A 24,030-nucleotide genomic window follows, 5' to 3' on the forward strand; every position below is an offset into this window, starting at 1 on the left:
CGGTCGGTAAGACTGCGGATTAAGCAATATGCCTGGCCTGAAAGACGATCGCCACACGCGATCTGTCGGTATCGATGCCAGGGAATGATTTTTTGAGCTCTATGGGTTGCCGATCATCACGTGAAGTTTCGTTACTGTTCTCAAGGAGAAGGCAGCATGTTCCGATTGGGTAAAAGCTATCAGCACTTTAGCCGCTCCGGTGGATGCGCCTGCTCAAGCCCGATGCTCCAGACAATCTCCAGCCGGCTTGATCGGTTGTCGAGAAGACACTTTCTTGCAGGCGCAGCAGCCACGGCCGCCGCAATTCTCACCGCTGATCAAGCTCTCGCCCAACCAAAGACAATTCTCCTCACCCATGTCCGTCTTTTCGATGGCAAGTCTGATAGTCTGAAGCCTGGAATCCAGGTTCTCGTCGAGGGAAACCGTATCGCGTCGGTCGATGCCGCCAACAACCCGCCACCTGAGGGAGCGCGGGTTATCGACTGCGGCGACCGTGTGCTTATGCCCGGTATGATCGACGCCCATTGGCATGCGGTCTATGCCGCCGTGCCGCTGCCGGTTTTGATGGAGGGCGATCCCGGCATGATCTTTGCCGCCTCCACCGCAGAGGCCGAACGCACGCTTCTGCGCGGTTTCACGACGATCCGCGATCTCGGTGGTCCGACATTTTCATTCAAGCGCGCGATCGACACGGGCCTGATACCCGGTCCGCGGATATTCCCCTCCGGCGCGATGATCACGACCACGGGTGGACATGGGGATTTGCGTCTGCCCACGGAAATCCCACGCGACGGCGGCCGATTAAGCACCTCCGAATTGATGGGCGCGGCAGCGATCGTTGACGACACCGGAGATCTTAAATTGCGGGTGCGCGAGCAATTGCTGCAGGGCGCATCACAAATCAAGGTGGTTGCCGGGGGTGGCGTCTCATCGCCTCGGAGCCCGCTTGATATGTCCACCTTCAGTGAGGACGAAATACGTGCGGCGGTCTCGGTCGCGAAGGACTGGAACACCTATGTCACCGTGCACGCCTATGCTTCCAACACCGTGCAAAGATCTTTGAGGGCTGGCGTTTCCTGCGTGGAACACGGCCACCTTATGGACGAACAGACCGCACGCATGATCGCCGAAAAAGATGTCTGGCTCAGTACGCAACCGTTCCTGACAACAGCGGATGCTGCCCCCCAAACCGGGCCAAGTGCTGCGCGGATAGAGCAGCTTTTCTCCGCAACCCCCAACCTCTATCAACTCGTCCGCAAATATGCGATCAAGACGGCTTGGGGATCCGACGTTCTGTTTTCGCCCCAGATGACGCCACGCCAGAACTTCATGCTCACCCATCTGAGCCAGTGGTATTCAAATGCGCAGGTGCTTCAGGCGGCCACATCGGTCAATGCCGATCTGCTCGCGCTCTCCAATCTGCGCAATCCCTATCCCGGCAGGTTGGGGGTGATCGAACAAGGTGCATTTGCTGATCTGTTGCTGCTCGGCGAAAATCCTCTCGATGATATCCATGTGCTCGAAAGACCGGCGCAAACCCTGCTCTTGGTCATGAAGGACGGACAAATCTTCAAGAATACGCTGCCAAGCTAACTTGATCCGGACGTTTGCGTATGGAGGTTAAATGGCCAAGCTGAGCAATGCAGCGCTTTATCTGATCGCTGCCAGCATGCTGATCGGTTTGCTTTATTATGGCCGGGCGGTATTTGCACCTGTGGCCTTCGCGCTGTTCATCATCATGCTTGTCTGGCCGGTTCAACGCGGTCTTGCTTCGGCCCTTAACCATTCACTGGCCTTGCTGATCAGTTTTGTCCTGGTGCTTGGCGTGCTGCTGGGCTTTGGTTGGCTGATTGCCTGGACCGTTGGCCAGGTCGGACGCCGGATCGCCAATGACGCAACCTCCTATCAATTTATCTACCAGCAGTTCCAAGCCTGGCTCGAGGCGCACGGCGTTGCAGTCTCGGTTCTCTGGTCAGACAATTTCAGCATGACCACCACGCTGCGGATGCTGCAAGCAGTCTCGTTGCAGTTGCGCAATACTTTCAGCTTCTGGCTCATCGCTGTGGTCTATGTGCTGTTGGGGCTCGCTGAAATTAATGAGTTTGGCGCCAGGATCAACGCTCTGGGAAATCAACAGGCTGCGGCGCGTTTCCTGCGTGCCAGCAAAGCTGCGGCCAGTAAAATTCGCTTCTACATGCTGCTCAGAGCTGCGATGAGCCTTGCAACCGGATTCTGCGTCTGGCTGCTCAGCCGTCTGCTTGGTTTGCCTTTCGCCGAGACCTGGGGCTTTGTTGCCTTCATCCTCAACTTCATTCCGTTTCTCGGTCCTCTGATCGCCACACTGCTCATCACGGCATTCGCCTTTACCCATTGGGGCAACTGGCAATGGGGGCTCTTCATTTTTGTTGGCCTGAACGCCATTCAGGCCATCATCGGCAGCGTGATCGAACCCCGCTTGACAGGACGAACGCTTGCCTTGTCGCCGCTGGCAACGCTGTTCTCGGTGTTCGCCTGGGGCGCCATATGGGGGGTGTTCGGCGCCTTCATCGGAGTTCCGTTGACCATCGTCATTCTCACCTTCTGCGCGCACCATGTCAAAACAAGCCCGATCGCCGAACTGTTCGGCTTTCCGCGCGCAACCAGCGATCCCGTGGGAAGCCATTGAGACTGCAGAATTTTGCTGCAGGCTGGCCATCTTCTAGCTCGATTTGCCGCGTGGGCGAACCGGTTTTGCCGGGTTGCCCGCATAAACCATCCAGGGCTCGAGATCACGGAAGCTCACCGCCCGGGCGCCCAATACCGCGCCTTCTGCAACGTTCACGCCAGGACCGACAAATGCTTCCGCCGCAATCCAGGCGCAGGGTCCAAGGCTGATTGGTGCGGCGGTGAGTGCAAAATCAGGACGGTCGATATTGTGACCGGCCGTGCACAGATGTGCACCTTGTGACACAATCGCGTAGGGGGCAAATGTGATCGGCGCAACATTGTAGCAGATCGCGCCTGGACCCAGCGACGAATGCGCGTCCATGATCAGGTTGCCGGGCCACCATATCCGGGCGCTCGCGCGCACAATCGCTGTCTTGTGGATGCTTGCCCCGAACGCACGCAGGATCAGGCCGCGCCAACGCCACAGGAAAGACGGTGTCCAGGCGGCCAGAAGCAACCATGTCACTTGCCAGATCAGGCGAAAGGCCCGATGTTGGAGTGAAAAAGTTGCACCACCCTGTATTGGACTGGAAGACGCCTTTCTTCCGGTCATGACGGCTGATGGGGAGCGCGTTGCAGTGGACATTCAGTTTAACCCCTCCAGAATTTGCGTTTGAGGTGCATGGCGGTGCAATGGTGTCGGCAGACGGACAGAACTGTTGCGGATCCGACAAAGAGACAGAACAGGGATCAGAAAGATCGCCATGTGAATCCACACCGGAATAACCCAGTCCGTCTGATGCGAGATTGCGTGCATCGCCGGCACGATCGACAGCATGTATACAAGTTGCCCCAGCATCTCTCCGGCCATTGCTGTTTCCCAAAGACGGCGCATGACCCAGGCGAGAAGCAGAAATTTCAAGGCACCGAAATACCAAAAAGATGCGAAGGCATCGACAAGACCTGTTTCGGTCGTGCCGGTGAGAGGGTTGTAATCGCGGCTTGGTTTGGGCGTGTCGAATTGCAGAGCTTCTTTCAGCTTCGATCCCACCAGTTGCGCAGGCACGAAGGTGAAGACAACACGGTTCCAGTGAAACTTGCCGTAATCAAACTCCAAGCGTCGATCAATCTCGTCGATACGCTGAACGGCGTTCCGCATTTCGAGACCGCCACGCTCCAGTGTCTCATTGAAGTTTTCTGCGTAATCGATTTCCATAATATCGTTGAGAACAAAACCCGAAGCAGCGCGGGTGATCTGGCGATAGTCGCCCATGCTTGTCATCAGAAAGGTGCCTGCGAGAATGCCCAGCGCCATCAAAACGCGCGGAACAACCCACCGGCGGTAGAACCACAAGGAGAGCAGGATCATCAGAAAAAGCTGGATCGCCTCCGCCCGTTTTCCGGTCACCAGAATGCGATCAAGATAAAACACCAGATCAAAGCCGATAATCGCCAGTGCGATCCACGAAGGCCGCCGGGCAAAGCACAACAGCGCTATCGCCAGTCCATAAGGCATGAGCTGGGCGAAGAACAGGTAGACAACCGGCATGCCTGTCATCTGCATTCCAATGGAAACTTCGCCGGGCAAGCGGCTCAAAAGATAATAGAATGCCGCGCCCGATGCCGACAATACCGCTGCAGCCCAGACAAGCCGCCTTTCACGAAAACTCATGCTCAGAAAGGCGATCGGCCCCTTTGCCAGACGCCACCCCAAAGCCAGCATGGCAAGGGATAAAATCCCCATGATCATCGTCTTGGCATAGGCCCCCGATGGCAGGAACTGGTCGTGGACCAGGGCGGGAAGCTGGGGAAGCAGAAAGCCGAAGGTCATGACACCAGCGAGGAAAGGAAACTGATACATGCGTTCGGCCCGCAGCAGCAGGCCGCCGGCCATCAAGCTCATCACAAGTCCGACAAAGATCCATGTCAAAGATAGGGTCATCCCTTGCTCCCCTGCAGCGCACAGACCCTCGCTATCCCAGCCGCCCGATCCCCCGTGACAAGATTGGAGGGCAGGATACGCCCAGATGCCAGATACCAGCCGAGTTTGGCATATTCTTTTGCAATCAGTTCCATATCGGCAGATGTCGCGGGGAAGCCCATAGAATTGCTTTCAACGCCAATGGGCGAGGAACTGAAATGCATTTGCGGACAGACGGAACGGAAGCTGGCGATGGCGCGGCGCGAATGATACCAGTTGGTGACAATGACTGCGTGCCGCGCTCCTATTCTCCGCATCACCGCTGCCGAATAATAGGCATTTTGCCATGTGCTACCGGATTGGCACTCGACCAGTATGGCTGACGGATTGACGCCATCGCGTATCATGATCTGCTTGTTAAACAGGCAGTCGCCATCGCCGGTAATAAGAATAAGTGGCGAGCGTCCCTGTTTCCAGAGCTTGGCTGCCCGGGCAGCGCGCGGCGGCCCGTCGCCGCCAGGAACGACGATCACGTCGGCCCTGCTGCCGTCATCTGGCAATGTGAGCACAGCGTCGCTGTAGAAAACCGCAGCAAGGCTGATCAGCAAGGCGCATGGCAGTAGGACCAGGGCCATCATACCATTCGCCGCTCCGCTTGTGTGTTCTTCACACCGGGACGAATTGCGTCTTCCGAAACGTGCGGCCTGGCTAGCCGCCGTTCTTCCATCTTGACCACGATCATGAACTCATAGGCGGCAAGCAACCGGCAATAAAGATAACCCGGTTTTCCGTCGAGGAAGCCTCCACGCAAAAGATACATGTAAAGAAAGCGCAACGATGGTCTGAACGGCATATGATAGGAAAGCGATTTCAACGCCCGCCTTCGCGGCTCAGGCTTCATCGAGAAAAAGCCACGCCAATCGACCTTGCGTTCCAACTGGCGATTGCAGGAGAGATCCGCTTCCACTGTCGAATAGCGGTTGTGTTTCTCGTACCAGGCTTCGAGCCCCTTGTTGAAGCTGTAATGAATAAAATGCGCCTTCAACGCACCTTCAGCGCCGCCGCTGGCGCGCGAATGAACAGAGCGCTCAAACCGAACCCGGTCGGGACGGACCAGGCGCGTGATCCAGGTCGGATAGAGGCTGGCATGCTTGATCCAGCGACCCATGAACATGTTCTTATAACGCGCCTTGAAAAACACCTCGGGACGCGTTGGATCTGCCGCGATGGCCAGCATTTCGTCCCGCAGATCATCGGGCGTGATTTCATCTGCATCCGGCGTATAGACCCAAGCATGCTTGAATTCTATCTCTGTCAAACCATACATGCGCTGGCGGTCTTCGCTGTCATATGCGCGCTGATAAACGCGCGCACCTCTCGCCTTGGCGATTTCGACAGTGCGATCGTCGCTGAATGAATCCAGCACCACAATATCATCACACCAGTCAAGGCAGTCCAGGCACGCGCCAAGGTTGACTTCTTCATTGCGTGTCATGATGAGAACGGAAAGCGTCATGAAGTTGCCCCTGGCATGGTAATGTTGGATTTGGCTGCTGGAACGGCGTCGGCGATTGTGCCACTTGCTGGCAGCATCCGGTGCACGCCTTTTCGTGTGCGGAAAACAAGGAGTGCATGTGCGCTGAGCGGTAGCACCATCGCAAGCAGCATCGGCCATGCATCCACCTCCAGCGCGATCGCTGTGTAGGCGATGGCACCTGTGAGAAGGTTCAGGCCCCCGATCACAACAGCTGTTTGCCCGGCTGACAGGCCATGGTCGAGCAACAGATGGTGTAAATGTTGCCGGTCAGGCGAGAACGGGCTTTTGCGTGCCCAGAGGCGACGAATGATCAGGCTCAACGTATCAGTGACCGGTACGATCACCACCCAGAGAAGGATCGGGAAGGACGATACGCCATGTCGGTTCGCCAGCAGAAGAATGGTACCCGCAAGGGCTGCACCAAGCACAGTGCTGCCGCCGTCTCCGAGAAAAAGACTGGCTTTACGCCGCCAGGGATGGCGCATGTTGAAAATCAGAAAGCCCACACAGGCAGATGACAGGATCAGAGACTGAATAGCCAGACGGTCTTCAGACAGTCCGAAGCTGATGATGGCGAGCCAGAGAAATGCCGCCGCACTGGCAAATCCAGCCAGCCCATCAATGCCATCGCTCATATTGACCGCGTTGACCAGACCGATGATGAAGCTGAGGGCGATAAAGACGAACACTGGACCGGTAAGCACGTCACCGACAAATTCTCCAGGCGCAATCGCCAGGCTTTCGCTCACGCCCTGACCAAGACCCAGATGGATCTGCTTTATGCCGGAGACACCGATGATCAGAAACGCCGCCAGCAATTGCAGCGCAAGCCGCGGTGCGACAGGCAGATCAAACCGGTCGTCCACCACACCGGTCATCAGGATCAGAAAAAGGCCGGGCAGCAGCGCGATCGCATTGGCTGGCCCTGCGCTCATCGGAGCGAGCAGAGCTGTGATCAGGAAGGCAAGGAAAATAGCGATGCCACCGCACAGCGGAACATTGCCGTCATGCCTCTTGCGCGCATTGGGAATGTCGACGAGATACCATTCCCGTGCCAGTCCGCGAAAGCCGAGGCAAAAGACAACCGTCATGCCAAATGCCAAGGGCGTGGTCCAGAAAAGACTTGTCATTTCTTCTCCCATGCGCGTTCAAACGAAATCTCCCTTCGTTCTAGCTGGTTGAGCCCGCCTCTACGACTTGGCTTAAGAGCGGGTCCCTTACGCCTTTCAGATAAGGGCTTAACCCAAGGTCCAGATTTCCCCGGCACCGCAAGTCTTTATCCTGCTTCCCGGATGGGAGCGCATTGATCGCGTCTCGGAAGGTCCGGGGGGAACAAAAATCTTGAGAAATCCAACACCATCAACGTCCGAAACGCACGCAGGAGCAGGATCATGAGCGGCGCACGCAGAGGTTTCCTCATGGCGGCGCTCGAGCAATATGCCGGTCTGATCTTCAATTTTCTGACCGTCATCGCGGTTTCGCGGTTTCTCGGTCCGGCACAGACCGGTGCCGGTGTTGTGGGCTTGAGCATTGCTGCGATCGTGTTTTCTTTGCGCGAGTTCGCCAGCCCGGAATTTCTGATCCGTCTCGAAAAGCTGGAGGACCGCGATATCCGGACCGCGATGACATTCCTGATGCTGGTTACGCTTATTCTATCGAGCGGGTTGTACCTGGCGCGCGATTATTTCGCGCTCACCTATCACGATGCCTCCTTGCTGCTTTTTCTCGACATCACCATCATAGCGGCAATCGTCGAAAGCCTGTCCTTGCCGGTCGTCGCCTTGTTAAGGCGTGAAATGGCATTCGGCATGCTGGCGCGTATCCGCACCGCCGGTTCCGGCTTTGGCGCCCTGATCACCATCGCCATGGCGTGGCTCGGTTTTGGGCATATGTGCTTTGCCTTTGGACTGCTGGCCAGCGCGCTTATGACCACCGGTCTGGCAATGACGATCTATCCGCTTGGACGCCTGCTCAAACCCTCGCTGCATAGCATAAGCACCGCCATACGCTTTGGAATCTATCTCGGCGGAAATGCGGGGTTGAACAAGATTTGCGAGACGTTTCCCCAATTGATGCTCGGTCGCTTCATGCCGATCGCATCGGTGGGTATCTATAATCGCGCCAATACAGTGAGCGGTCTGCCGGATCGCATTTTCCTGTCTGCGGTCTTCACCGTTGCCTTTCCCATGCTCTCCGCGCATGCGCGCGCCGGCGGCGATATCAGCCGTGCCTATGTTCGGGCGCTGTCCTATATTTCCGTGGTCTACTGGCCTGCGCAGATTCTTCTCGCGCTGCTGGCCTATCCTGCGGTGGAGATCATTCTTGGACCAGGCTGGTCAGAGGCGGCCGTGATCGTCGCCATCACAAGTCTGGCAAGCCTTTTCTGGTTTCCGGTCATTCTGACCTATCCGCTTCTGATGGCGCTGGGTGCCAATCGGGAAGCCTTCATTTCCAATCTGATCGCCAGGTCGGTTGCCACCGCCATTCTTTGTCTGGCCGCGCCCCATGGGCTGCTGGCCGTCGCGCTCAGTCAGTTCATCAGCCTGCCATTCCAGATGATCATAGCGATTGTTTATGTGCGCAAACATGTTGCCTTTTCCTACCGGGTCCTTGCGACCGAACTTTTGCGCAGCGCATGTGTTTCGCTGATTGCCCTTGCTGGTCCCTTTGCAATGGTTGCGGCTGAGGGATTCGGTGTTGAAATGGCTTTCACCAAGGCGTTGCTGATCGGCTTTGTCGCAGTCACTGGCTGGTTTGTGGCATTGTTGATCACCCGTCACCCGTTCAGTGCAGAACTCCAAGCGGTGTTGCGCCCGGTTTCGACTGGGCTAAAAACCCGATTTGGCCGCAGGGCGCCCCGATGGTCGAAGCTCTCAGAACCCGCGGAATGAGGCGTGACATGACGCAAACATCCGGTCATCTGCCCACCGTCGATATTGTGATACCCAATTATAATTACGGACACTATCTGCTTGACTGCGCCAACAGTGTCCTGTCGCAAACAGGCGTGGTGACTAGACTGTTGATCATCGACAACGCGTCCAGAGACAACAGCGCGGCCCTGGCCCGCCAACTCGCCGCCAATGACCCGCGCGTTGAACTGCTTCTAAGGCCCGAAAATCTCGGGCCGCACGCCTCCTTCAACCAGGCAATCGATTGGGCCCGTTCCGACTTCTTCCTCATTTTATGCGCCGATGACCTGCTGTCGCCCGGTGCATTGGCGCGCAGCGCCCAGCTGCTGCAACAATGCCCGGATGTTCATCTTGCATTTGGCGTTGCTCAATCAATTGCAGCCGATGAGAGGCGGCCGCAAAGGCCGGCCTTTGCCCAGCGTGGCGATTGGGATATCGTTGAAGGCAGACGATTCATCGAATACGCCTGCAGACACGCTTTCAACCCGGTCGCCGGGCCGACCGCTCTGGTGCGCACAGAAATACAAAAGCGGGTCGGCTATTATCGACCGGAGCTTCCCCATACCGATGATCTGGAAATGTGGCTGCGGTTCGCATCATGCGGCAATGTCGCCTCAACCCGCGACGTGCAGGCCTATGCACGCGTCCATAATGCCAATCAATCCGCCAAGGTCGCTGGAATCATGAACTGGAACCGCGAATTTGAAGCCGCATTTCGCTCATTCTTTGAACAGGAAGGATGCGAAATCGCAGGCGCTTCGGATTACTTTGCGGCTGCACGCAACTGCCTCACAAAACGCGCCTATTGGGCCGCCTGCTCCAGTTTGATGCGTGGAGAAAAGGGAGCGGCAGGATTGATGACCTTTGCTCTGAAACGACGCCCGCTGCTCGCCTTGCTGCCACCCCTCGACTATCTGCTAGCAAGACGCCGGCGACATCAACATGTCTCTATCTTCGGTTCACAGCGCCAGGGCCCGTAAAACCTCTTCCTGTTCCCGCAGCCGATGACGATAGATGGTCACGCCGCGCTCCACGAGGGCGACCAGTTCCGCCCGAGATTCGACTATCTGATCAATCTGCTCAAGCAGATGGTGCGGGTTGAAGGTCTCAATGTGATGACAATAGGCCCCCAATCCGGTATCATTGAGCAGGGCATCGTTTTTTCGCGCGTAACCGATTGATATCGCGGGCCGTGTCATTGCCAGAGCACAGACGATGTTATGATAGCGGCTCGCGACCACAATATCGGTCCGGGCTATCTGTTGCATCAGTTCCTGGAGCGATGCGGGCGGTTCGAACATCACACTGCCTTTGTCGCGATGGCAAAGACGGGATTGCAGGTCTTTTACCGCCGCCAGGTCGCCCTGGTCACCGACAAGAAGACGCACCTGCCTTCCCTGTTCAAGCAAACCATCCACCAGGATGCGCATTTTGTTCAGATAGGTCTCAAAGATTGCTGCACCGTCCTGGGCATTCTTGCGCCAGCCGCGGTAATTCATCACCCCAAGCCCGATCCGTTGATCGGCGCTGTTTGTGAGCCTATCCTCGGCGCGGGGCAGCGCGAATGCGATGTCAGCGCTCACAGCGTCTGAGCGCGCGCTCACACCCAATGACCGCATGAAATCATAGGAAACCTGATCCCGATAGGAACGATAGGCGGCCAACAGGCCCGCTTTGCGGATGAACAGGCGGCTGAGCGGATGCGTGACCGGACCCGCACCAATGGAAACAAATGCAAAGCGCGCGCCCGCAAGCCTGGCGGCAATCGACCAACGCAAAATAGCAAATGGCCAGCCGAAGGGGTTCTCATTGAAGTCGTCGAGAATGCCCGTCCCGGGCACGATAATCAGATCAAGCCCCTGGGCAATCGTCACAGCGCCAATGAAGCCGGTCAGTCTGCGGGGAAGGTTGAAAAGCAACTTGTTGAGCAAGCGCAGATAGCCGTGCGCGGAAGCGGCTTGCCCGACGGGTACCGCCTCAATGCGAAATTTCGGGGCGATGATCTCGGGACTGGAGCAAATGCAGATCAATTGCGCATCGGGTGAAATCCGGTTCAAAATATGCAGCATCGCCTCCAGCGAGCCATCATTGCCGGTATTGCCAGAACCGAACTGACCGAAAAGACCTATTTTCATAGACGTGTCTCCAACACCGTCTGAGAAACTAAGCTGCGAACAGAATTTGTGAAAACTGGCAGAAGGGTGAAGACCCTCCTCTTATGTAGGAGGGTATCTACCCCTGATAGCCAGAATGCGTGCCGGCACAATTTCGCTACACTGCGATGCGGTATATCAAACGCCCCCCGATATACTGGAGTAAGGCTTCGAGGGATCCGTCCCTCGAAGTCCTGATTCCATCTCAACCACCGGGGCATCGGGTTGCGCTCATGAAATGTGCATACTTTGTCCGTCCGCATATTGGTGGAACCTACTCGGTATTTACGCGATTGTGTTCGTCTCTCAAGGAAAATGGGGTTGAACTGCGCTGGCTGGCTGCGGGCGCTGCGGGCGAAACCATCAGCTTGCCACCCGAAGGGCAGGGCCTGCAGGACACGCTGCGCAAAGGCGATGCCATCGATGGGATGGGTGTGTTGGACGAACAAACCCGCGCCCGACGCATGATCGCCTTCCTGCGCGTCAATGATTTCAAGGCCGTGTTCGTCAATGTGCTTTCAAGCCGGTTTGAAACCAATCTCGTCCGCTATCTTCCCGAGGATATCCTGCGCGTCATGATCGTTCACAATATCACCCCGGGAACTTATGCCGCCGCACGCGAGATCCGCGATCATGTCCACGCAACTGTCGGTGTCTCCCAGCGCTGTCGCGATGATCTGGTCAAAAATTATGGCTTTGATCCGCAAAGAATGCTGGTTATTCCCCATGGTTTGAACCGCGAGCTGAACCCTCGACCCGCCCTGCGCCACGCGGTCACGCCCGCGCCGCTGCGTCTGCTTTATCTTGGCCGGATCGAAGACAATTCCAAGGGTGTCTTCTGGCTGCCGCAGATCCTGCGCGCGCTTCGTTCCCCCTATCAGTTGACAGTGGCTGGAGACGGACCAGACCTTGCCGAACTGCGCCACCGCCTCTCGGAGTTCGGCGACAAGGTCACGTTCACCGGTTGGATTGCTCCCGCAGATATTCCGTGGCTTGTCAGCCAGCATGATCTGATGATCATGCCCTCCAGATTTGAGGGGTTCGGCCTCACATTGATTGAAGCAATGAGCCAGGGTTGTCCCGCCGTCGTTTCCAGGATTGCAGGCGTCACGGACCTGATTGTAACCCATGGCGAAGACGGGCTACTGTTTGCTGTGGGTGACGTCAAGCAGGCGGCACGCCATATCGATCTCGTTGCACAGGATCCCCATTTGAGGGCCAGGATGTCGGAAGCCGCCATCCTCAAAGTGGCAATTGCTTTTGACAATGACCGCGTCGGAAAATCCTATGCGGCGCTGTTGGAAAACATCGCCAAAAACCCTCCCGCCATCGCCCCCGCCTTGCCGATGGGGCAATGGACCATGCCCAAAGCACTGCATGCCAGCCTGCGCAGCCGGCTGCCAAAGCCGGTGAAAAACTGGTTGCGCGAGATGAGAGAGCGGCTGAACGCAACCTTTACACCTGTCTGATGGAACAGCCAGCGAAGGACAAGGACATGAATCTTTTCACCTCCCGGTTTCACAATTCGCAATTGCTCAGAAGCAAAGCGCATTCGCTTATTCCAGGCGGTTGCCACACCTATGCAAAAGGGGATGATCAATATCCCGTGCTCGCACCCGGATTCATACAGCGCGGCTCCGGTTCGCATGTCTTCGATGTCGATGGCAACCAATATATCGAATATGGCATGGGCAATCGTGCGGTGGGACTTGGTCATGCTTACCCGCCAGTCCTCCAGGCTGTTCGCGATACATTGCAGGATGGCTGCAACTTCACCCGTCCAAGCGCGATTGAGATTGAATGCGCCGAGAGCTTCCTGGAACTGATCGATGGCGCGGAAATGGTTAAATTCTGCAAGGATGGATCGGATGCCACCTCGGCTGCCGTCCGTCTCGCGCGCGCCTATACAGGGCGAGACATGATCGCCTGTTGCGCGGATCACCCGTTCTTCTCCACGGATGACTGGTTCATCGGCACAACCAAGATGAATGCTGGGATCCCTGCTGCGGTCTCGGCCCTGACCACTTCATTCCACTATAATGACCTTGCCTCGGTGCAAGCCCTGTTCGAAAACTATCCCGGGAGAATTGCAGCCCTCATTCTCGAACCCGCGCGCATGGAAGAGCCGCAAGAGGATTTTCTGCACCAAGCAAGACGGATCGCCCATGAAAACGGTGCTCTGTTCATTCTTGACGAGATGATCACCGGGTTTCGCTGGCATATGCGCGGCGCGCAACGGCTTTATGATATCACGCCGGATCTCTCCTGCTTTGGCAAGGCATTGGGCAATGGCTTTGCGATCTCGGCCCTGGCTGGCAAGGCAGACTATATGCAACTGGGCGGACTGACACAGACCGACTACGCCCGTGTCTTCCTGCTTTCTACCACCCATGGGGCGGAAACCCACGCGATGGCAGCGGCGATCGCAACCATGAAAGTCTACCGCGACGAGCCGGTTATTGAACGCCTTTACCAGCAGGGCCAACAGCTTGCTCAAGGTGTCGAGGGCGCGATTGCCAATCATGGTCTGGGACAGCATGTGCGTTTGATGGGCCGTCCCTGCTGTCTTGCCTATGCAACATTGGACGGTGACGGAGAAGCGTCCCAGGCGTTCCGCACCCTCTTTTTGCAGGAAACGATCCGACGCGGCATTCTGATGCCTTCCCTGGTCGTCAGCTATACCCACAGCGATAGCGATATTGCCCGGACCATTGACGCCATTGACGGAGCGCTTGGCGTCTATGCAAGAGCGCTCAACGACGGTGTGGAAACCTATCTTACCGGCCGCCCCTCGCAACTGGTCTACCGCCGGTTCAACAGCGCGCCGGCTAATCCGCTCACCCGATGAGGATCGCGCGTTCTGGCCTGATGGTTCTTCTGTTGCTGGTTCTGACTGCGGCAGGGCTGCCGACTATCTTTCCCCTTGCCGTGCGCGGCGATCAACGGCTGTTGCAAAATGCTCAAGGCCGCCCGTTTCTGTTGCTCGGCGACGCCGCATGGTCATTGATTGCTGAACTCAACCGCCAAGACACAACCGCCTATCTCGATGACCGAGCCAGGCGTGGGTTCAATGCCATCCTGGTCAATCTTGTCGAACATCAGTTTTCCAGCCACCCCCCAGCCAATGCCTTTGGCGACATGCCTTTTCCACAACAGCCGTTCGCAGCACTGGGAAAGAGCTATTTCGATCATGCGGCATGGGTCATTGATCAGGCATTGAGAAGAGGCATGCTTGTGTTTCTCGTTCCGGCCTATCTTGGGGTCAATGGCGGCGATCAAGGCTGGTATAGAGAGGCTGCGGCCGCAGGTCCTGACCAAATGAGAGCCTATGGCGAAGCCGTCGCGCGGCGGTTCGCGCAATACCCCAATATTGTCTGGGTGCTCGGCGGTGATTTTGATGCGCCTGACAAGACACTTGTCTCCCAAATGGCCGAAGGCATTGCCGCCGCTTCACCCGGCGCGTTGCAGACCGTCCATGCGAGCCGCGATACGCCCGGCTTTGATCTGTGGGGCGGGGAGCATTGGTTCGCGATGGATGCGGTTTATTCCTATGGCGATGTTCACAAGCAAATATTGCAGCGCAGCACGCGCAACCGGCTGCCGGTAATATTGCTGGAGGGTGCCTATGAATATGAACGTGACACAACCGCACGGATGATCCGGCGCAATGCCTATGGCGCCTTGTTGGGCGGTGCAGCCGGTCAGTTTTTTGGCAACAATCCCGTCTGGCATTTTTCCGGGCCGGGCGTGTTTTCATCCGATCAGCCCTGGCAAGAGGCCCTCGATAGTCCCGGTGCACAATCCATGACGGTGTTGAAGGCCATTTTCGAGAGAATTGACTGGTTTCGGTTGCAGCCTGATCGCAATCGTTCAATCACCGATGTCGAGGGGAGCTACGCCGCCGCCTGGCCCGATCACCGCCTCATGGCCATTTACGGAGATGCTGGTCAGTTTCAGGTCAAAGCGGACGTGGTGAAGGGCCAAGCCTCCGCCTTATGGGTTGATCCCGCTTCCGGCCACTTGATCGCTGCGAGAAGCCCGCAACTGCGCCAAGGCCTGCAAATCTACCAGACCCCGCCCGATCGGGAAAATGTCCCCAACAGTGACTGGCTGTTGCTGATTGGTAGCGCGGAAGAGATCGGGCTCCTCCAAAAGCGGTAGACCTTACGACCTTTCATGTCATTGTTAACCGCTTGTCCGAAGCAAGCAATCCTTCGTTGAACTCGTTCTCGCTACGAATGCGCGCTAGCGTGCTGTCATCATCAAGATGAGGAGTCGGCCATGAAGGTACTTGTTACGGGGCATCAAGGTTACATCGGATCCGTCATGGTGCCGATGCTGATCAGCGCAGGTCATGAGGTTTCAGGATATGATGCCGGCCTTTATCAACACTGCCTGTTTGACGAAGGGGGCTCGGTCGTCGATGTGCCGACGATCCGCAAGGATGTGCGCGATGTCACCGCTCATGATCTTGAAGGCTTTGATGCCGTCATCCATCTCGCCGCTCTGTCGAATGATCCGCTGGGCAATCTCAATGAGAATCTCACCTATGAAATCAATCATCACGCGAGCGTTGCCATGGCAAAGGCAGCCAAGGCTGCAGGCGTCGGCCGATTTCTCTTTGCCTCCTCCTGCAGCAATTACGGCATCAGTGATGCGGAGCTGATCGACGAGACGGGAGAACTCAAACCGGTCACCGCTTATGGCCGTTCCAAAGTCAGAGCTGAACGCGATATCAGCGCGCTCGCGGACGAAAGCTTCTGCCCCGTTTATATGCGCCCGGCAACCGCCTACGGCGTGTCGCCCTTCCTGCGCTTTGATATCGTGTTAAACAATCTGGTCGCCTGGGCGGTGACAAAAGGATTGATCTATCTCAAATCCGACGGCACGCCATGGCGGCCAATCGTCCATATTCGGGATATTGCACGGGCCTTCATCGCGGCCATGGAAGCCGATCGGCAAACGGTGTTTGACCAGGCGTTCAATGTCGGTTCAACCGAGCATAATTATCGGATCCGTGACATCGCAGCCATCGTCGCCGACACTGTTCCGGATTGCCGCATAGACTATGCCGAGGATGCCGGCCCCGATACACGCTCTTATCGGGTCAGCTTCGAGAAACTGGCCCGCCTGCTGCCACAGGCACGGCCGCAATGGGATGCGGTGGCCGGCGCACAGGAACTGCTTGCCGCCTATTGTCGTTCTTCGCTGACGCTTGAAGAATTTGAGGGGCCGCGTTTCCAGCGTATTGCCCATATCAAAAAGCGCATTGCACAAGGTGCGATCGATGGCAATTTGCGCCGCATCGTCGCTGATGGTGCTGTTTTCAGGGCAAGCGCGTGATGGACGGATGTGGTCGAGCGGTTGAGCACGAGGGTGCGCAAGACATGGCGATCGGTCGTGAAATTCATGCGCTGGCCTCCCGTCTCTTTCCGATCTGCCGCAGCCTGACCGGAGAAGGGGTGCGGCAGACGCTGGCGATAATCGGCGAGCAATTGCCGCTTGATGTTCACAGAATTCCCAGTGGAGACCAGGTCTTTGACTGGACGGTACCCAAGGAATGGCAGATCCGTGACGCGTTCATAGCCGATGATGCGGGACGACGGATTGTCGATTTCAATCACAGCAATCTGCATGTCGTGAACTTCAGCGTGCCGGTGCGGCGCCGCATGCGTTTGACGGAGTTGCGTGCTCATATCCACACATTGCCGGACCAACCCGACTGCATCCCTTACCGAACCTGCTATCACAATGCCGACTGGGGCTTCTGTATGACCCATAACACGTTGCTGGAGATGCAGGATGATCACTATCAGGTGGTCATTGACGCGGAACATCGCCAGGGCTGGCTCGACTATGGAGAGTTTATTCATAAAGGCTCCAGCGAGGAGGTGTTTCTGATTTCGACCCATCTTTGCCATCCCTCGCTTGCCAATGACAATTGCTCGGGTATGGCGCTGCTCAGCATTTTGGGCGCGGCGTTAAAACGGCGGCACACCCGCTTCACCTATCGTCTGTTATTTGGTCCTGCCACCTTCGGAGCGCTGGCCTGGCTCAGGCAGAACGAAACCCAGCTCACACGCATAAAACACGGACTCGTCCTGTCCTGTGTGGGGGATGGCGGCGGACCCAATTACAAAAGAAGCCGCCATGGCAATGCCGAAATTGATCAGATCATGGCCTATCTATTGGAGCGGACCGGGCTCCCCGATGCCAGGCTCCATGACTTCTGGCCCTACGGCTATGACGAGCGGCAATTCTGCTCGCCTGGCTTCAATTTGCCGGTCGGATCGTTCCAGCGCAGCCTTTATGGCAGTTTCCCCGAATATCACACGTCCAAAGACAATCTCGATTTCATAAAGGCAGACTATCTGCAGCAATCCTATCATCTCGTCATGCAGGCCATTGATCTGGCTGAACGCAACTGGACACCTGTCAATACGGCACCCAAAGGTGAACCGCAATTGGGTCGCAGAGGGCTGTATGATCATCAACATGGAAAACAAATATCAGCAGACTATGCGATGGCGCTTCTGTGGGTGTTGAACCTGGCGGACGGCAGCCACACCATTCTCGACATCGCCACACGGTCCGACATCGATTTTGACGCAGTCCATTATGCGGCTCAAAGACTGCGTGCGGTCGGGCTGCTTGATCCTGCGTGATTCAGAGATGCGGCCAGCTCTTGTCCTTCTCTGACATGATGCTCGGCTTGTCAGGCCAGGGGATGCCCAGAGCAGGATCATCGTAGCGGACACCAGTCGCAAAATCAGGCGCATAGGGCCGGGAAATCATGTAGCGCAGCAATACATCATCGGTGAGCGTTTGAAATCCGTGCGCGCAGCCCTCGGGAATGTAGAGCTCCACACCGTTTCCCGCTGACAGTTCAAGCCCCGTCCAGTGGCGGTAGGTGGGTGAATCGGGTCTCAAATCAACCAGCACGTCCCAGATGATACCCTGCAAACAGGTGACAAGCTTGGTTTCCGAATGCGGTTCATTCTGATAGTGCAAGCCACGCAAAGTGCCCTTTTCTCGCGAAAACGAAAGACTATGCTGTGGGAAACTTGTTTCCATGCCGCGTTCTTCGAATTCTGCCTGACAATAGACGCGCGCAAACCAGCCGCGCTCATCCTCGATCCGTTCCGGTTCGATGGACCAGGCGCCCTGAATGTTCAGCGGTAAAAAACGCATTTTTGCCTCGCAAGCCTCATGCGGCCATTCTGACAGCTTTCCCGCAGCGCGATAGGGTTGTTTTGGGTTCACCGGGCTGCACCAAAGTCCATCACCGCCCTATCCGAAAGAGGTAGCGCAGCGCACGCCTTTAGCCGCATGCCAAGCCTCAAGGGATCGTCTCGCATAACCCGACAGGGGATAGGCGCGGCCGATGGTATAGAGGATGCGCTCCTCTTTGCACTCTCGGAAATATCGGGTCCAATCAGTAGCTTTGCTTATCCGAATAAGATCGGCACTAGGACCCAGATGTCAAAACGGGACCGGGCAGGGCGAGGTATATTTATGACCATCCAGACGCCGGGCATATCGCGGAGTGCAAGCATGGCCCAACAACAAGTCGGTTGCCGCTTGTGCGGAACGCTTCTCAGGCACACTTTTGTTGACCTGGGCATGTCCCCACCATGCGAGAGCTTCATCACAGCCGAACAATGCGATCAAATGGAGCCCTATTATCCGCTCTATGCGTTGGTCTGTGATCATTGTTACCTCGTGCAGCTGAAGGAATATTTCAGCCCAGCCGATATTTTTACCGAATACGCCTATTTTTCGTCCTTTGCGACAAGCTGGGTCAATCATGCCAGAACCTATTGTGAGGAGATCACCAAAAAACTCGGTCTTAGTGCGAATAGTTTCGTCGTCGAGATTGCCAGCAATGATGGATATCTGCTGCAACACTTCATTCCGAAAGCCATCCCGATACTGGGCATCGAACCGGCTGCAAATGTCGCTGAAGCGGCGCGGGCAAAAGGCGTCCCCACCTTGGTCGAATTCTTCGGTGCGCGCCTTGCCGCGCAGATGAGCGCGGAAGGCAGAAAGGCTGATCTGATTATCGGCAACAACGTTCTCGCGCAGGTTCCGGACCTCAATGATTTTGTGCGCGGGATGCAATTGCTGCTAAAGCCGGAAGGCGTCATCACCCTTGAGTTCCCGCATCTTGCCAATCTGATTGAACATAATCAGTTCGATACGATCTATCATGAACATTTCTCCTATTTCTCCTTGCTGACCATCCGCTATATGGCGCACCGACACCACCTCAAGCTGATCGATGTTGAGGAGATCCCCACCCATGGTGGTTCCCTTCGTGTTTATCTCGCCCATAATTCCAGCAAGCGAAAGGCCGGCCCCCGGGTTGCGGCTTTGCTGAAAAGAGAACAGGCCTTTGGTCTGAACGAAATTGCGACCTATGAACAGTTTTCCGAGAAAACCCGTCGGACCAAACGCGACCTGCTGTCATTTCTGATTGCAGCCAAAAACGCCGGCAAACGTATTTGCGGATACGGCGCGCCGGGCAAGGGCAATACCCTGCTTAATTATTGCGGCATCGGTACCGACTTTCTCGATTTCACGGTTGATCGCAATCCTTACAAGCACGGACGCTTCACACCCGGAATGCATATTCCGATCTTTGATCCCTCGGTCATCGACAGCTTCAAGCCCGACTATATTCTGATCCTGCCTTGGAATTTCAAAGAGGAAATCATCCGGCAGATGCAGCATGTGGTGGAATGGGGTGGCAAATTCATCATCCCGATTCCGCACGTGACCCTGATTGATCCTGCGTTATTTACAGAGGAGCGCTAATCCATGAAAGTCGTTCTTTTCTGCGGTGGCCTTGGCACCAGAATACGCGAATATTCGGAGAATGTACCCAAGCCGATGATCCCGCTTGGCCATCAACCCATTCTGCATCACGTCATGGAATATTATTCCGACTACGGACATAATGAGTTCGTCCTTTGTCTGGGCTACAAGGCCAATGTCGTCAAGGACTTCTTTCTCAACATCCGCCCCCAGACCTTTGCCGATTGCGTCGTTTCCGAGGGCGGCCGCAATGTCCGCTTGCTGGAGGACGTCGACCGCAACTGGAGCGTCACACTGCTCGATACCGGGATATGGCGCAATATCGGTGAACGATTGTGGAGTGCACGTCCCCATGTCGAAGGAGAGGATATATTCCTTGCCAATTACAGCGATGGCCTGAGCGATGTCGATCTTGATGACATGAAGCAGCAGTTCGAAAGAAGTGGGAAACTCGCCTGTTTTCTGGCAGTTCGTCCACCTCTCACCTATCACCTTGCCGATATTGCCGAGGATGGTGCAGTGCGTGCTTTCAGGACATCCAACACCTCCGATATCTGGATCAATGGTGGCTATTTCCTGTTTCGCAAGGAAATATTCGACTATATGCGCGAAGGCGAGGAACTGGTGCTCGAACCATTCGGGCGCCTGATCGCCGACAATCAGCTGATGGCCTATAAATATGAGGGCTTCTGGCGCTCGATGGATACACTGCGTGACTGGCAGACATTGGAGGACATGGTCGAAAAAGGGGATATGCCCTGGAAGAAGCATCGGACGCAGATGCAGGCTGCCAATATCGCGATCGCATTATGATCGATCTTAGCCGTCTCTCGGAGCGACAAACACCGCTGAAGCTGCTTTGTCTGGGCGCGCATTCAGACGATATTGAAATCGGCTGTGGCGGCACGGTTCTCAGCCTGATTGCAGCCGGAGTGCCGCTGGATATTGAATGGTGTGTGCTCTCGGGTGAAGAGCAGAGAGAAGCCGAAGCACTGGCTTGTGCGCGGGGCTTTACAAGCGGAGCATATCGCAGCTCCATTCGGCAGGCTCATTTTGAGGACAGCTATTTCCCGGCCCAGAACAGGCAAATCAAAACCTGGCTGATGGCCCTGCGCGACCGCTTCACACCCGACCTCATCTTTACCCATGGCGGCAAAGACGCACATCAGGACCATCGGACCGTTCAGGAACTGACCTGGAACGTGTTTCGCGATCAGCTCGTGCTGGAATATGAAATTCCCAAGTGGGATGGAGATCTCGGGCAGCCAAACAGCTATGTCGCGCTCAGTAAAGACATCCTCGATCAAAAAATCGACCTTCTCATGCAGCATTTCAGCAGCCAGCGATCCAAGGACTGGTTTGATCGCGAGACATTTTGCGCGGTCGCCCGGCTCCGCGGCATGGAATGCCGCGCGCCCGATCGTTTCGCAGAGGCCTTTTATGCGCGCAAACTTCGGCTCCTCTAACCAGTCCTTGCTCGCAGGATCAGCGGTTGAATTGCGTGCCAAGCCGATCAGTGACCTTTCGGATCCGATTTTGTCCGCTTGAAGATCATCTCACCAATCGGAATGGCGGAGGTGGCTGCGGGTGAGGGGGCATTGCAGACATGCAGGCTGCGCCGCGTCTGCAACAGCTTGAAATCATGGATCAGGCTGCCCGTGCTGGAAACAGCCTGTGCCCGGATGCCGGCCCTGAAGGGCAGCAGATCACCCATCTCGAGCGATGGACAATATTTTCTGCATTTTTCCAGATAGCTTGATTTGAACAGGCTGTCCCTGATTTCCTCGGCGCCTGAGCCAAGATGCTGCCGCAGCACCCTCCAGAAGCCCGAAAACCCCATATAGGTGGCAATGTCACGCATATTGGTGGAAAATTTGGCATAGCCTTCACGGGAAAGTCCCAAAACCGCGTTGGGTCCCACCGTCAAACACCCATCAATCATCGGCGTCAGATGGATTCCAAGAAATGGCATGGCTGGATCAGGCACCGGATAGATCATGCGTTCGACCAGCCCGCTTAATTGCGGGCGCAATGCATAATATTCACCGCGAAACGGAATGATCTGGAAATCGACCGGCAGACCCGATCGCCGCGCCAGCCGATCGGCCTGCAAACCGGCGCAGGCGATCGCATAGCGGCTTTCCATAACGCCCTGATCGGTATGAATGCGAACACAATCAGCGCGTTCCTCGAGCGATGTGACATGAATCCCCAGCTTGATTGTGCCACAGCCTTGTTCAATCAGCGTCCCCATTGCTGTTGCGATCGCCTGATAATCGACGATACCGCTCTGTTCAACAAACAGCGCCTTGAGGCCGGTGATCGCGGGCTCCATTTCAGAAAGCTCATTGTGATCGATCATTCGACACTGGATGGCATTTGCCGCAGCATTTGTTTGCAGCGCTTCAAGGCGTTGCAGCTCCAGCGAATTGGTCGCCACAACCAGTTTCCCCGGTGTGCGGTAGACAATTGCATGCTGATCACAAAATTCCTTGGTCGCCCGCTCCCCGGCACGGCAGAGTTCCGCTTTCAGGCTGCCTGGCTGATAATAAATTCCGGCGTGAATGACGCCGCTATTATGACCGGTCTGATGTCCGGCAAGGCGCGCTTCCTTTTCGAGAAGCAGCACACGGGCGTCTGGCTCACCGCGGACTATTGCCAGCGCCGTTGCCAGCCCGACGATCCCGCCTCCCACAATGCAGTAGTCGAACATGGTCCCGCTCAATCTATTATTATGCTTGGCCGATAGTAGTCGCATGCGCGATTTTTGCGGTCAATCGGCCTTTGGGAGGCAGTGATGCGCCTTTGGTTGATGATGATTGCGTGGCGTGACGGAACAGGTTTCGCTGGCAGTCAACGCTTTTGCAAGGCGGCACCACCAAGGGCAAGCCCGGACAAGCGCGCCCGTGCGGCCGCGAAAAGCCTGCCAAAGCTTAATGCATTGATGCCCCCGCTAGCTGTGCACTGCCAAGCCTGAACATCGGATATCGCCTTGACCATCATGAAGTGCCGTCCGACACACAAAAGCGCCTTGCTTTTATCATGCGTGCGGGTGCAGGAAAGAAATGGTCATCGGCTTTATCGAGCCATCATTGCGATCCCGAACCATCAGGAGGGCGGACCTTGGTCGCCGGTAAAAATCAGCTTTCAGATCTCGCTGTCTTCCTGATGATCGTCCGCCATCGCAGCTTTCGCAAGGCCGCGGATCAGCTTGATGTCTCGGTGTCGGCGCTCAGTCACCGCATGAAGGCACTGGAAAGCCATCTCGGAGTACGCCTCCTCAACCGCACCAGCCGCAGTGTGGCACCCACGGCGGCGGGTGCGGTGCTCGCGGAAAAAGTCGCCGCAGGCCTCGATATGATCAATAGCGGCCTCGAAGAGCTGCAGGGACAGTTCAGCGGGATCGCCGCAAGCGTGCGCATCAATGTGCTCAAGGATGCCGTGCCGCTTCTGCTGCAATCGGTCCTTCCGGTATTCTGCGAGCGCTATCCCAATATCGAACTGGAAATTGCCGCCGAGGATAATTTCCTCGACGTGACGGCCGAAGGCTTTGATGCCGGGCTACGATATGCCGGATCCATCCCGGAAGACATGATTGCAGTGCCGGTCAGCACGACCCTCAACTGGGTGGCTGTGGCATCGCCCCTCTATCTCGCCCGTGCAGGCCATCCCGAACACCCGCGTGATCTCATGAAACACGCATGCATCCGGATCAGGACAGGGCGCGGACAGATCTACCATTGGGAGTTTGATCGTGGCGACACCCATCTCAAGATCGATGTGCCTGGCGCGTTGATATCCGGATCCACTGATATTTCCATCGCAGCAGCGCTGTCTGGCACCGGTATTGCCTATTGTCTTGAAAAACTCGCTGAACCCTATGTGAAAGCCGGACGCTTGAAGATTCTTCTGCCGGAATGGGCCTCGCCGGGACCACCGCTGAGCTTCTATTATTCCAGTCGTCGGCAATTGCCTTATGGATTGCAGATGCTGATCAAGACGATACGCGAACTGCAACCCCTTCATCGTTGAGCTGAATTAAAC

At 56.3% G+C, this 24,030-nt stretch carries 21 protein-coding genes; 13 read left to right on the plus strand and 8 right to left on the minus strand.

The genetic code is table 11. The features are described from left to right. Positions 1-156: 156 nt before the first annotated feature. Positions 157-1,593: a metal-dependent hydrolase family protein gene (locus ABWV94_RS19725; RefSeq protein ID WP_113499638.1), complete on the plus strand. Its 1,437-nt coding sequence runs from the start codon at positions 157-159 to the stop codon at positions 1,591-1,593. 31 nt (positions 1,594-1,624) lie between these two features. Then, complete coding sequence (locus ABWV94_RS19730; protein WP_353415072.1) at positions 1,625-2,665, plus strand: AI-2E family transporter; 1,041 nt, start codon at positions 1,625-1,627, stop codon at positions 2,663-2,665. A 33-nt stretch (positions 2,666-2,698) separates the two neighbouring features. Here ABWV94_RS19730 and ABWV94_RS19735 read toward each other — a convergent pair whose 3' ends face one another. From ABWV94_RS19735 to ABWV94_RS19755, 5 genes are read right to left on the minus strand one after another with little or no spacing between them, the layout of a single operon-like run. Continuing rightward, positions 2,699-3,292, minus strand: a complete 594-nt coding sequence (locus tag ABWV94_RS19735) for an LbetaH domain-containing protein (protein WP_113499635.1) — start codon at positions 3,290-3,292, stop codon at positions 2,699-2,701. After that, complete coding sequence (locus tag ABWV94_RS19740) at positions 3,293-4,588, minus strand: hypothetical protein (RefSeq protein WP_353415073.1); 1,296 nt, start codon at positions 4,586-4,588, stop codon at positions 3,293-3,295. It lies immediately after the preceding gene. Further along, entirely contained in the window at positions 4,585-5,202 is a 618-nt protein-coding gene (locus ABWV94_RS19745) for a YdcF family protein (protein WP_502905196.1), read from the minus strand. The genes ABWV94_RS19740 and ABWV94_RS19745 overlap by 4 nt, the downstream gene beginning before the upstream one ends. Continuing rightward, positions 5,202-6,083, minus strand: a complete 882-nt coding sequence (locus ABWV94_RS19750; protein ID WP_353415074.1) for a glycosyltransferase family 2 protein — start codon at positions 6,081-6,083, stop codon at positions 5,202-5,204. The genes ABWV94_RS19745 and ABWV94_RS19750 overlap by 1 nt, the downstream gene beginning before the upstream one ends. Beyond that, complete coding sequence (locus tag ABWV94_RS19755) at positions 6,080-7,234, minus strand: MraY family glycosyltransferase (RefSeq protein ID WP_113499627.1); 1,155 nt, start codon at positions 7,232-7,234, stop codon at positions 6,080-6,082. The genes ABWV94_RS19750 and ABWV94_RS19755 overlap by 4 nt, the downstream gene beginning before the upstream one ends. A 261-nt stretch (positions 7,235-7,495) precedes the next feature. Here ABWV94_RS19755 and ABWV94_RS19760 point away from each other — a divergent pair, with 261 nt between their 5' ends. Continuing rightward, on the plus strand, positions 7,496-8,995 hold the full coding sequence (locus ABWV94_RS19760) for an oligosaccharide flippase family protein (protein ID WP_353415075.1): 1,500 nt from the start codon (positions 7,496-7,498) through the stop codon (positions 8,993-8,995). An 8-nt stretch (positions 8,996-9,003) separates the two neighbouring features. Next, a complete protein-coding gene (locus ABWV94_RS19765; RefSeq protein WP_353415076.1) occupies positions 9,004-9,996 on the plus strand; it encodes a glycosyltransferase family 2 protein in 993 nt (330 codons plus the stop codon). On the opposite strand, the gene ABWV94_RS19770 is transcribed toward ABWV94_RS19765, so the two are convergent. Continuing rightward, positions 9,976-11,151, minus strand: coding sequence for a polysaccharide pyruvyl transferase family protein (locus tag ABWV94_RS19770; protein WP_353415077.1), 1,176 nt, complete (start codon positions 11,149-11,151; stop codon positions 9,976-9,978). The genes ABWV94_RS19765 and ABWV94_RS19770 overlap by 21 nt on opposite strands. 251 nt (positions 11,152-11,402) lie before the next feature. Between ABWV94_RS19770 and ABWV94_RS19775 the strand changes: the two genes are divergently transcribed. From ABWV94_RS19775 to ABWV94_RS19795, 5 genes are all read left to right on the plus strand, one after another. After that, positions 11,403-12,638 carry a glycosyltransferase family 4 protein gene (locus tag ABWV94_RS19775; protein ID WP_353415078.1) on the plus strand — a complete coding sequence of 412 codons (1,236 nt, stop codon included), beginning with the start codon at positions 11,403-11,405 and terminating at the stop codon, positions 12,636-12,638. 26 nt (positions 12,639-12,664) lie between these two features. Beyond that, complete coding sequence (locus tag ABWV94_RS19780; protein WP_353415079.1) at positions 12,665-14,017, plus strand: glutamate-1-semialdehyde 2,1-aminomutase; 1,353 nt, start codon at positions 12,665-12,667, stop codon at positions 14,015-14,017. Next, positions 14,014-15,330, plus strand: coding sequence for a glycoside hydrolase family 140 protein (locus ABWV94_RS19785; protein ID WP_353415080.1), 1,317 nt, complete (start codon positions 14,014-14,016; stop codon positions 15,328-15,330). Before ABWV94_RS19780 ends, ABWV94_RS19785 begins: the two co-directional genes overlap by 4 nt. Positions 15,331-15,450: 120 nt before the next feature. After that, a complete protein-coding gene (locus ABWV94_RS19790; protein WP_113499616.1) occupies positions 15,451-16,512 on the plus strand; it encodes an NAD-dependent epimerase/dehydratase family protein in 1,062 nt (353 codons plus the stop codon). A gap of 44 nt (positions 16,513-16,556) precedes the next feature. Further along, positions 16,557-17,834: a DUF4910 domain-containing protein gene (locus ABWV94_RS19795; RefSeq protein WP_353415081.1), complete on the plus strand. Its 1,278-nt coding sequence runs from the start codon at positions 16,557-16,559 to the stop codon at positions 17,832-17,834. Between the two features lies 1 nt (position 17,835). Here ABWV94_RS19795 and rfbC read toward each other — a convergent pair whose 3' ends face one another. Then, positions 17,836-18,360: a dTDP-4-dehydrorhamnose 3,5-epimerase gene (gene rfbC, locus ABWV94_RS19800; protein ID WP_113499609.1), complete on the minus strand. Its 525-nt coding sequence runs from the start codon at positions 18,358-18,360 to the stop codon at positions 17,836-17,838. A gap of 324 nt (positions 18,361-18,684) precedes the next feature. Between rfbC and ABWV94_RS19805 the strand changes: the two genes are divergently transcribed. Genes ABWV94_RS19805 through ABWV94_RS19815 form a run of 3 tightly spaced genes read left to right on the plus strand, consistent with a single transcriptional unit; the run spans position 18,685 to position 21,452 of the window. Next, complete coding sequence (locus ABWV94_RS19805; protein WP_353415082.1) at positions 18,685-19,986, plus strand: methyltransferase domain-containing protein; 1,302 nt, start codon at positions 18,685-18,687, stop codon at positions 19,984-19,986. 3 nt (positions 19,987-19,989) lie between these two features. After that, positions 19,990-20,799 (plus strand): sugar phosphate nucleotidyltransferase, encoded by an 810-nt coding sequence (locus tag ABWV94_RS19810; protein WP_113499605.1) that lies wholly within the window; start codon positions 19,990-19,992, stop codon positions 20,797-20,799. Further along, positions 20,796-21,452 (plus strand): PIG-L deacetylase family protein, encoded by a 657-nt coding sequence (locus ABWV94_RS19815; protein WP_113499602.1) that lies wholly within the window; start codon positions 20,796-20,798, stop codon positions 21,450-21,452. The genes ABWV94_RS19810 and ABWV94_RS19815 overlap by 4 nt, the downstream gene beginning before the upstream one ends. A 47-nt stretch (positions 21,453-21,499) precedes the next feature. Here ABWV94_RS19815 and lhgD read toward each other — a convergent pair whose 3' ends face one another. Then, positions 21,500-22,699 carry an L-2-hydroxyglutarate dehydrogenase gene (lhgD, locus tag ABWV94_RS19820; RefSeq protein WP_353415083.1) on the minus strand — a complete coding sequence of 400 codons (1,200 nt, stop codon included), beginning with the start codon at positions 22,697-22,699 and terminating at the stop codon, positions 21,500-21,502. 410 nt (positions 22,700-23,109) lie between these two features. Here lhgD and ABWV94_RS19825 point away from each other — a divergent pair, with 410 nt between their 5' ends. Beyond that, positions 23,110-24,018: a LysR family transcriptional regulator gene (locus tag ABWV94_RS19825; protein ID WP_152027227.1), complete on the plus strand. Its 909-nt coding sequence runs from the start codon at positions 23,110-23,112 to the stop codon at positions 24,016-24,018. Positions 24,019-24,030 lie beyond the last annotated feature (12 nt).

It is taken from the genome of Brucella sp. NBRC 12953 (assembly GCF_040369775.1).
Taxonomy (GTDB): domain Bacteria; phylum Pseudomonadota; class Alphaproteobacteria; order Rhizobiales; family Rhizobiaceae; genus Brucella; species Brucella pseudogrignonensis.

Bases quoted from the DNA above. Each gene is read 5' to 3' on its own strand.
- ABWV94_RS19725 (WP_113499638.1), top strand. From the start codon at position 157: ATGTTCCGATTGGGTAAAAGCTATCAGCACTTTAGCCGCTCCGGTGGA.
- ABWV94_RS19730 (WP_353415072.1), top strand. From the start codon at position 1,625: ATGGCCAAGCTGAGCAATGCAGCGCTTTATCTGATCGCTGCCAGCATG.
- ABWV94_RS19735 (WP_113499635.1), bottom strand. From the start codon at position 3,292: ATGTCCACTGCAACGCGCTCCCCATCAGCCGTCATGACCGGAAGAAAG.
- ABWV94_RS19740 (WP_353415073.1), bottom strand. From the start codon at position 4,588: ATGACCCTATCTTTGACATGGATCTTTGTCGGACTTGTGATGAGCTTG.
- ABWV94_RS19745 (WP_502905196.1), bottom strand. From the start codon at position 5,202: ATGGCCCTGGTCCTACTGCCATGCGCCTTGCTGATCAGCCTTGCTGCG.
- ABWV94_RS19750 (WP_353415074.1), bottom strand. From the start codon at position 6,083: ATGACGCTTTCCGTTCTCATCATGACACGCAATGAAGAAGTCAACCTT.
- ABWV94_RS19755 (WP_113499627.1), bottom strand. From the start codon at position 7,234: ATGACAAGTCTTTTCTGGACCACGCCCTTGGCATTTGGCATGACGGTT.
- ABWV94_RS19760 (WP_353415075.1), top strand. From the start codon at position 7,496: ATGAGCGGCGCACGCAGAGGTTTCCTCATGGCGGCGCTCGAGCAATAT.
- ABWV94_RS19765 (WP_353415076.1), top strand. From the start codon at position 9,004: ATGACGCAAACATCCGGTCATCTGCCCACCGTCGATATTGTGATACCC.
- ABWV94_RS19770 (WP_353415077.1), bottom strand. From the start codon at position 11,151: ATGAAAATAGGTCTTTTCGGTCAGTTCGGTTCTGGCAATACCGGCAAT.
- ABWV94_RS19775 (WP_353415078.1), top strand. From the start codon at position 11,403: ATGAAATGTGCATACTTTGTCCGTCCGCATATTGGTGGAACCTACTCG.
- ABWV94_RS19780 (WP_353415079.1), top strand. From the start codon at position 12,665: ATGAATCTTTTCACCTCCCGGTTTCACAATTCGCAATTGCTCAGAAGC.
- ABWV94_RS19785 (WP_353415080.1), top strand. From the start codon at position 14,014: ATGAGGATCGCGCGTTCTGGCCTGATGGTTCTTCTGTTGCTGGTTCTG.
- ABWV94_RS19790 (WP_113499616.1), top strand. From the start codon at position 15,451: ATGAAGGTACTTGTTACGGGGCATCAAGGTTACATCGGATCCGTCATG.
- ABWV94_RS19795 (WP_353415081.1), top strand. From the start codon at position 16,557: ATGGCGATCGGTCGTGAAATTCATGCGCTGGCCTCCCGTCTCTTTCCG.
- rfbC (WP_113499609.1), bottom strand. From the start codon at position 18,360: ATGCGTTTTTTACCGCTGAACATTCAGGGCGCCTGGTCCATCGAACCG.
- ABWV94_RS19805 (WP_353415082.1), top strand. From the start codon at position 18,685: ATGACCATCCAGACGCCGGGCATATCGCGGAGTGCAAGCATGGCCCAA.
- ABWV94_RS19810 (WP_113499605.1), top strand. From the start codon at position 19,990: ATGAAAGTCGTTCTTTTCTGCGGTGGCCTTGGCACCAGAATACGCGAA.
- ABWV94_RS19815 (WP_113499602.1), top strand. From the start codon at position 20,796: ATGATCGATCTTAGCCGTCTCTCGGAGCGACAAACACCGCTGAAGCTG.
- lhgD (WP_353415083.1), bottom strand. From the start codon at position 22,699: ATGTTCGACTACTGCATTGTGGGAGGCGGGATCGTCGGGCTGGCAACG.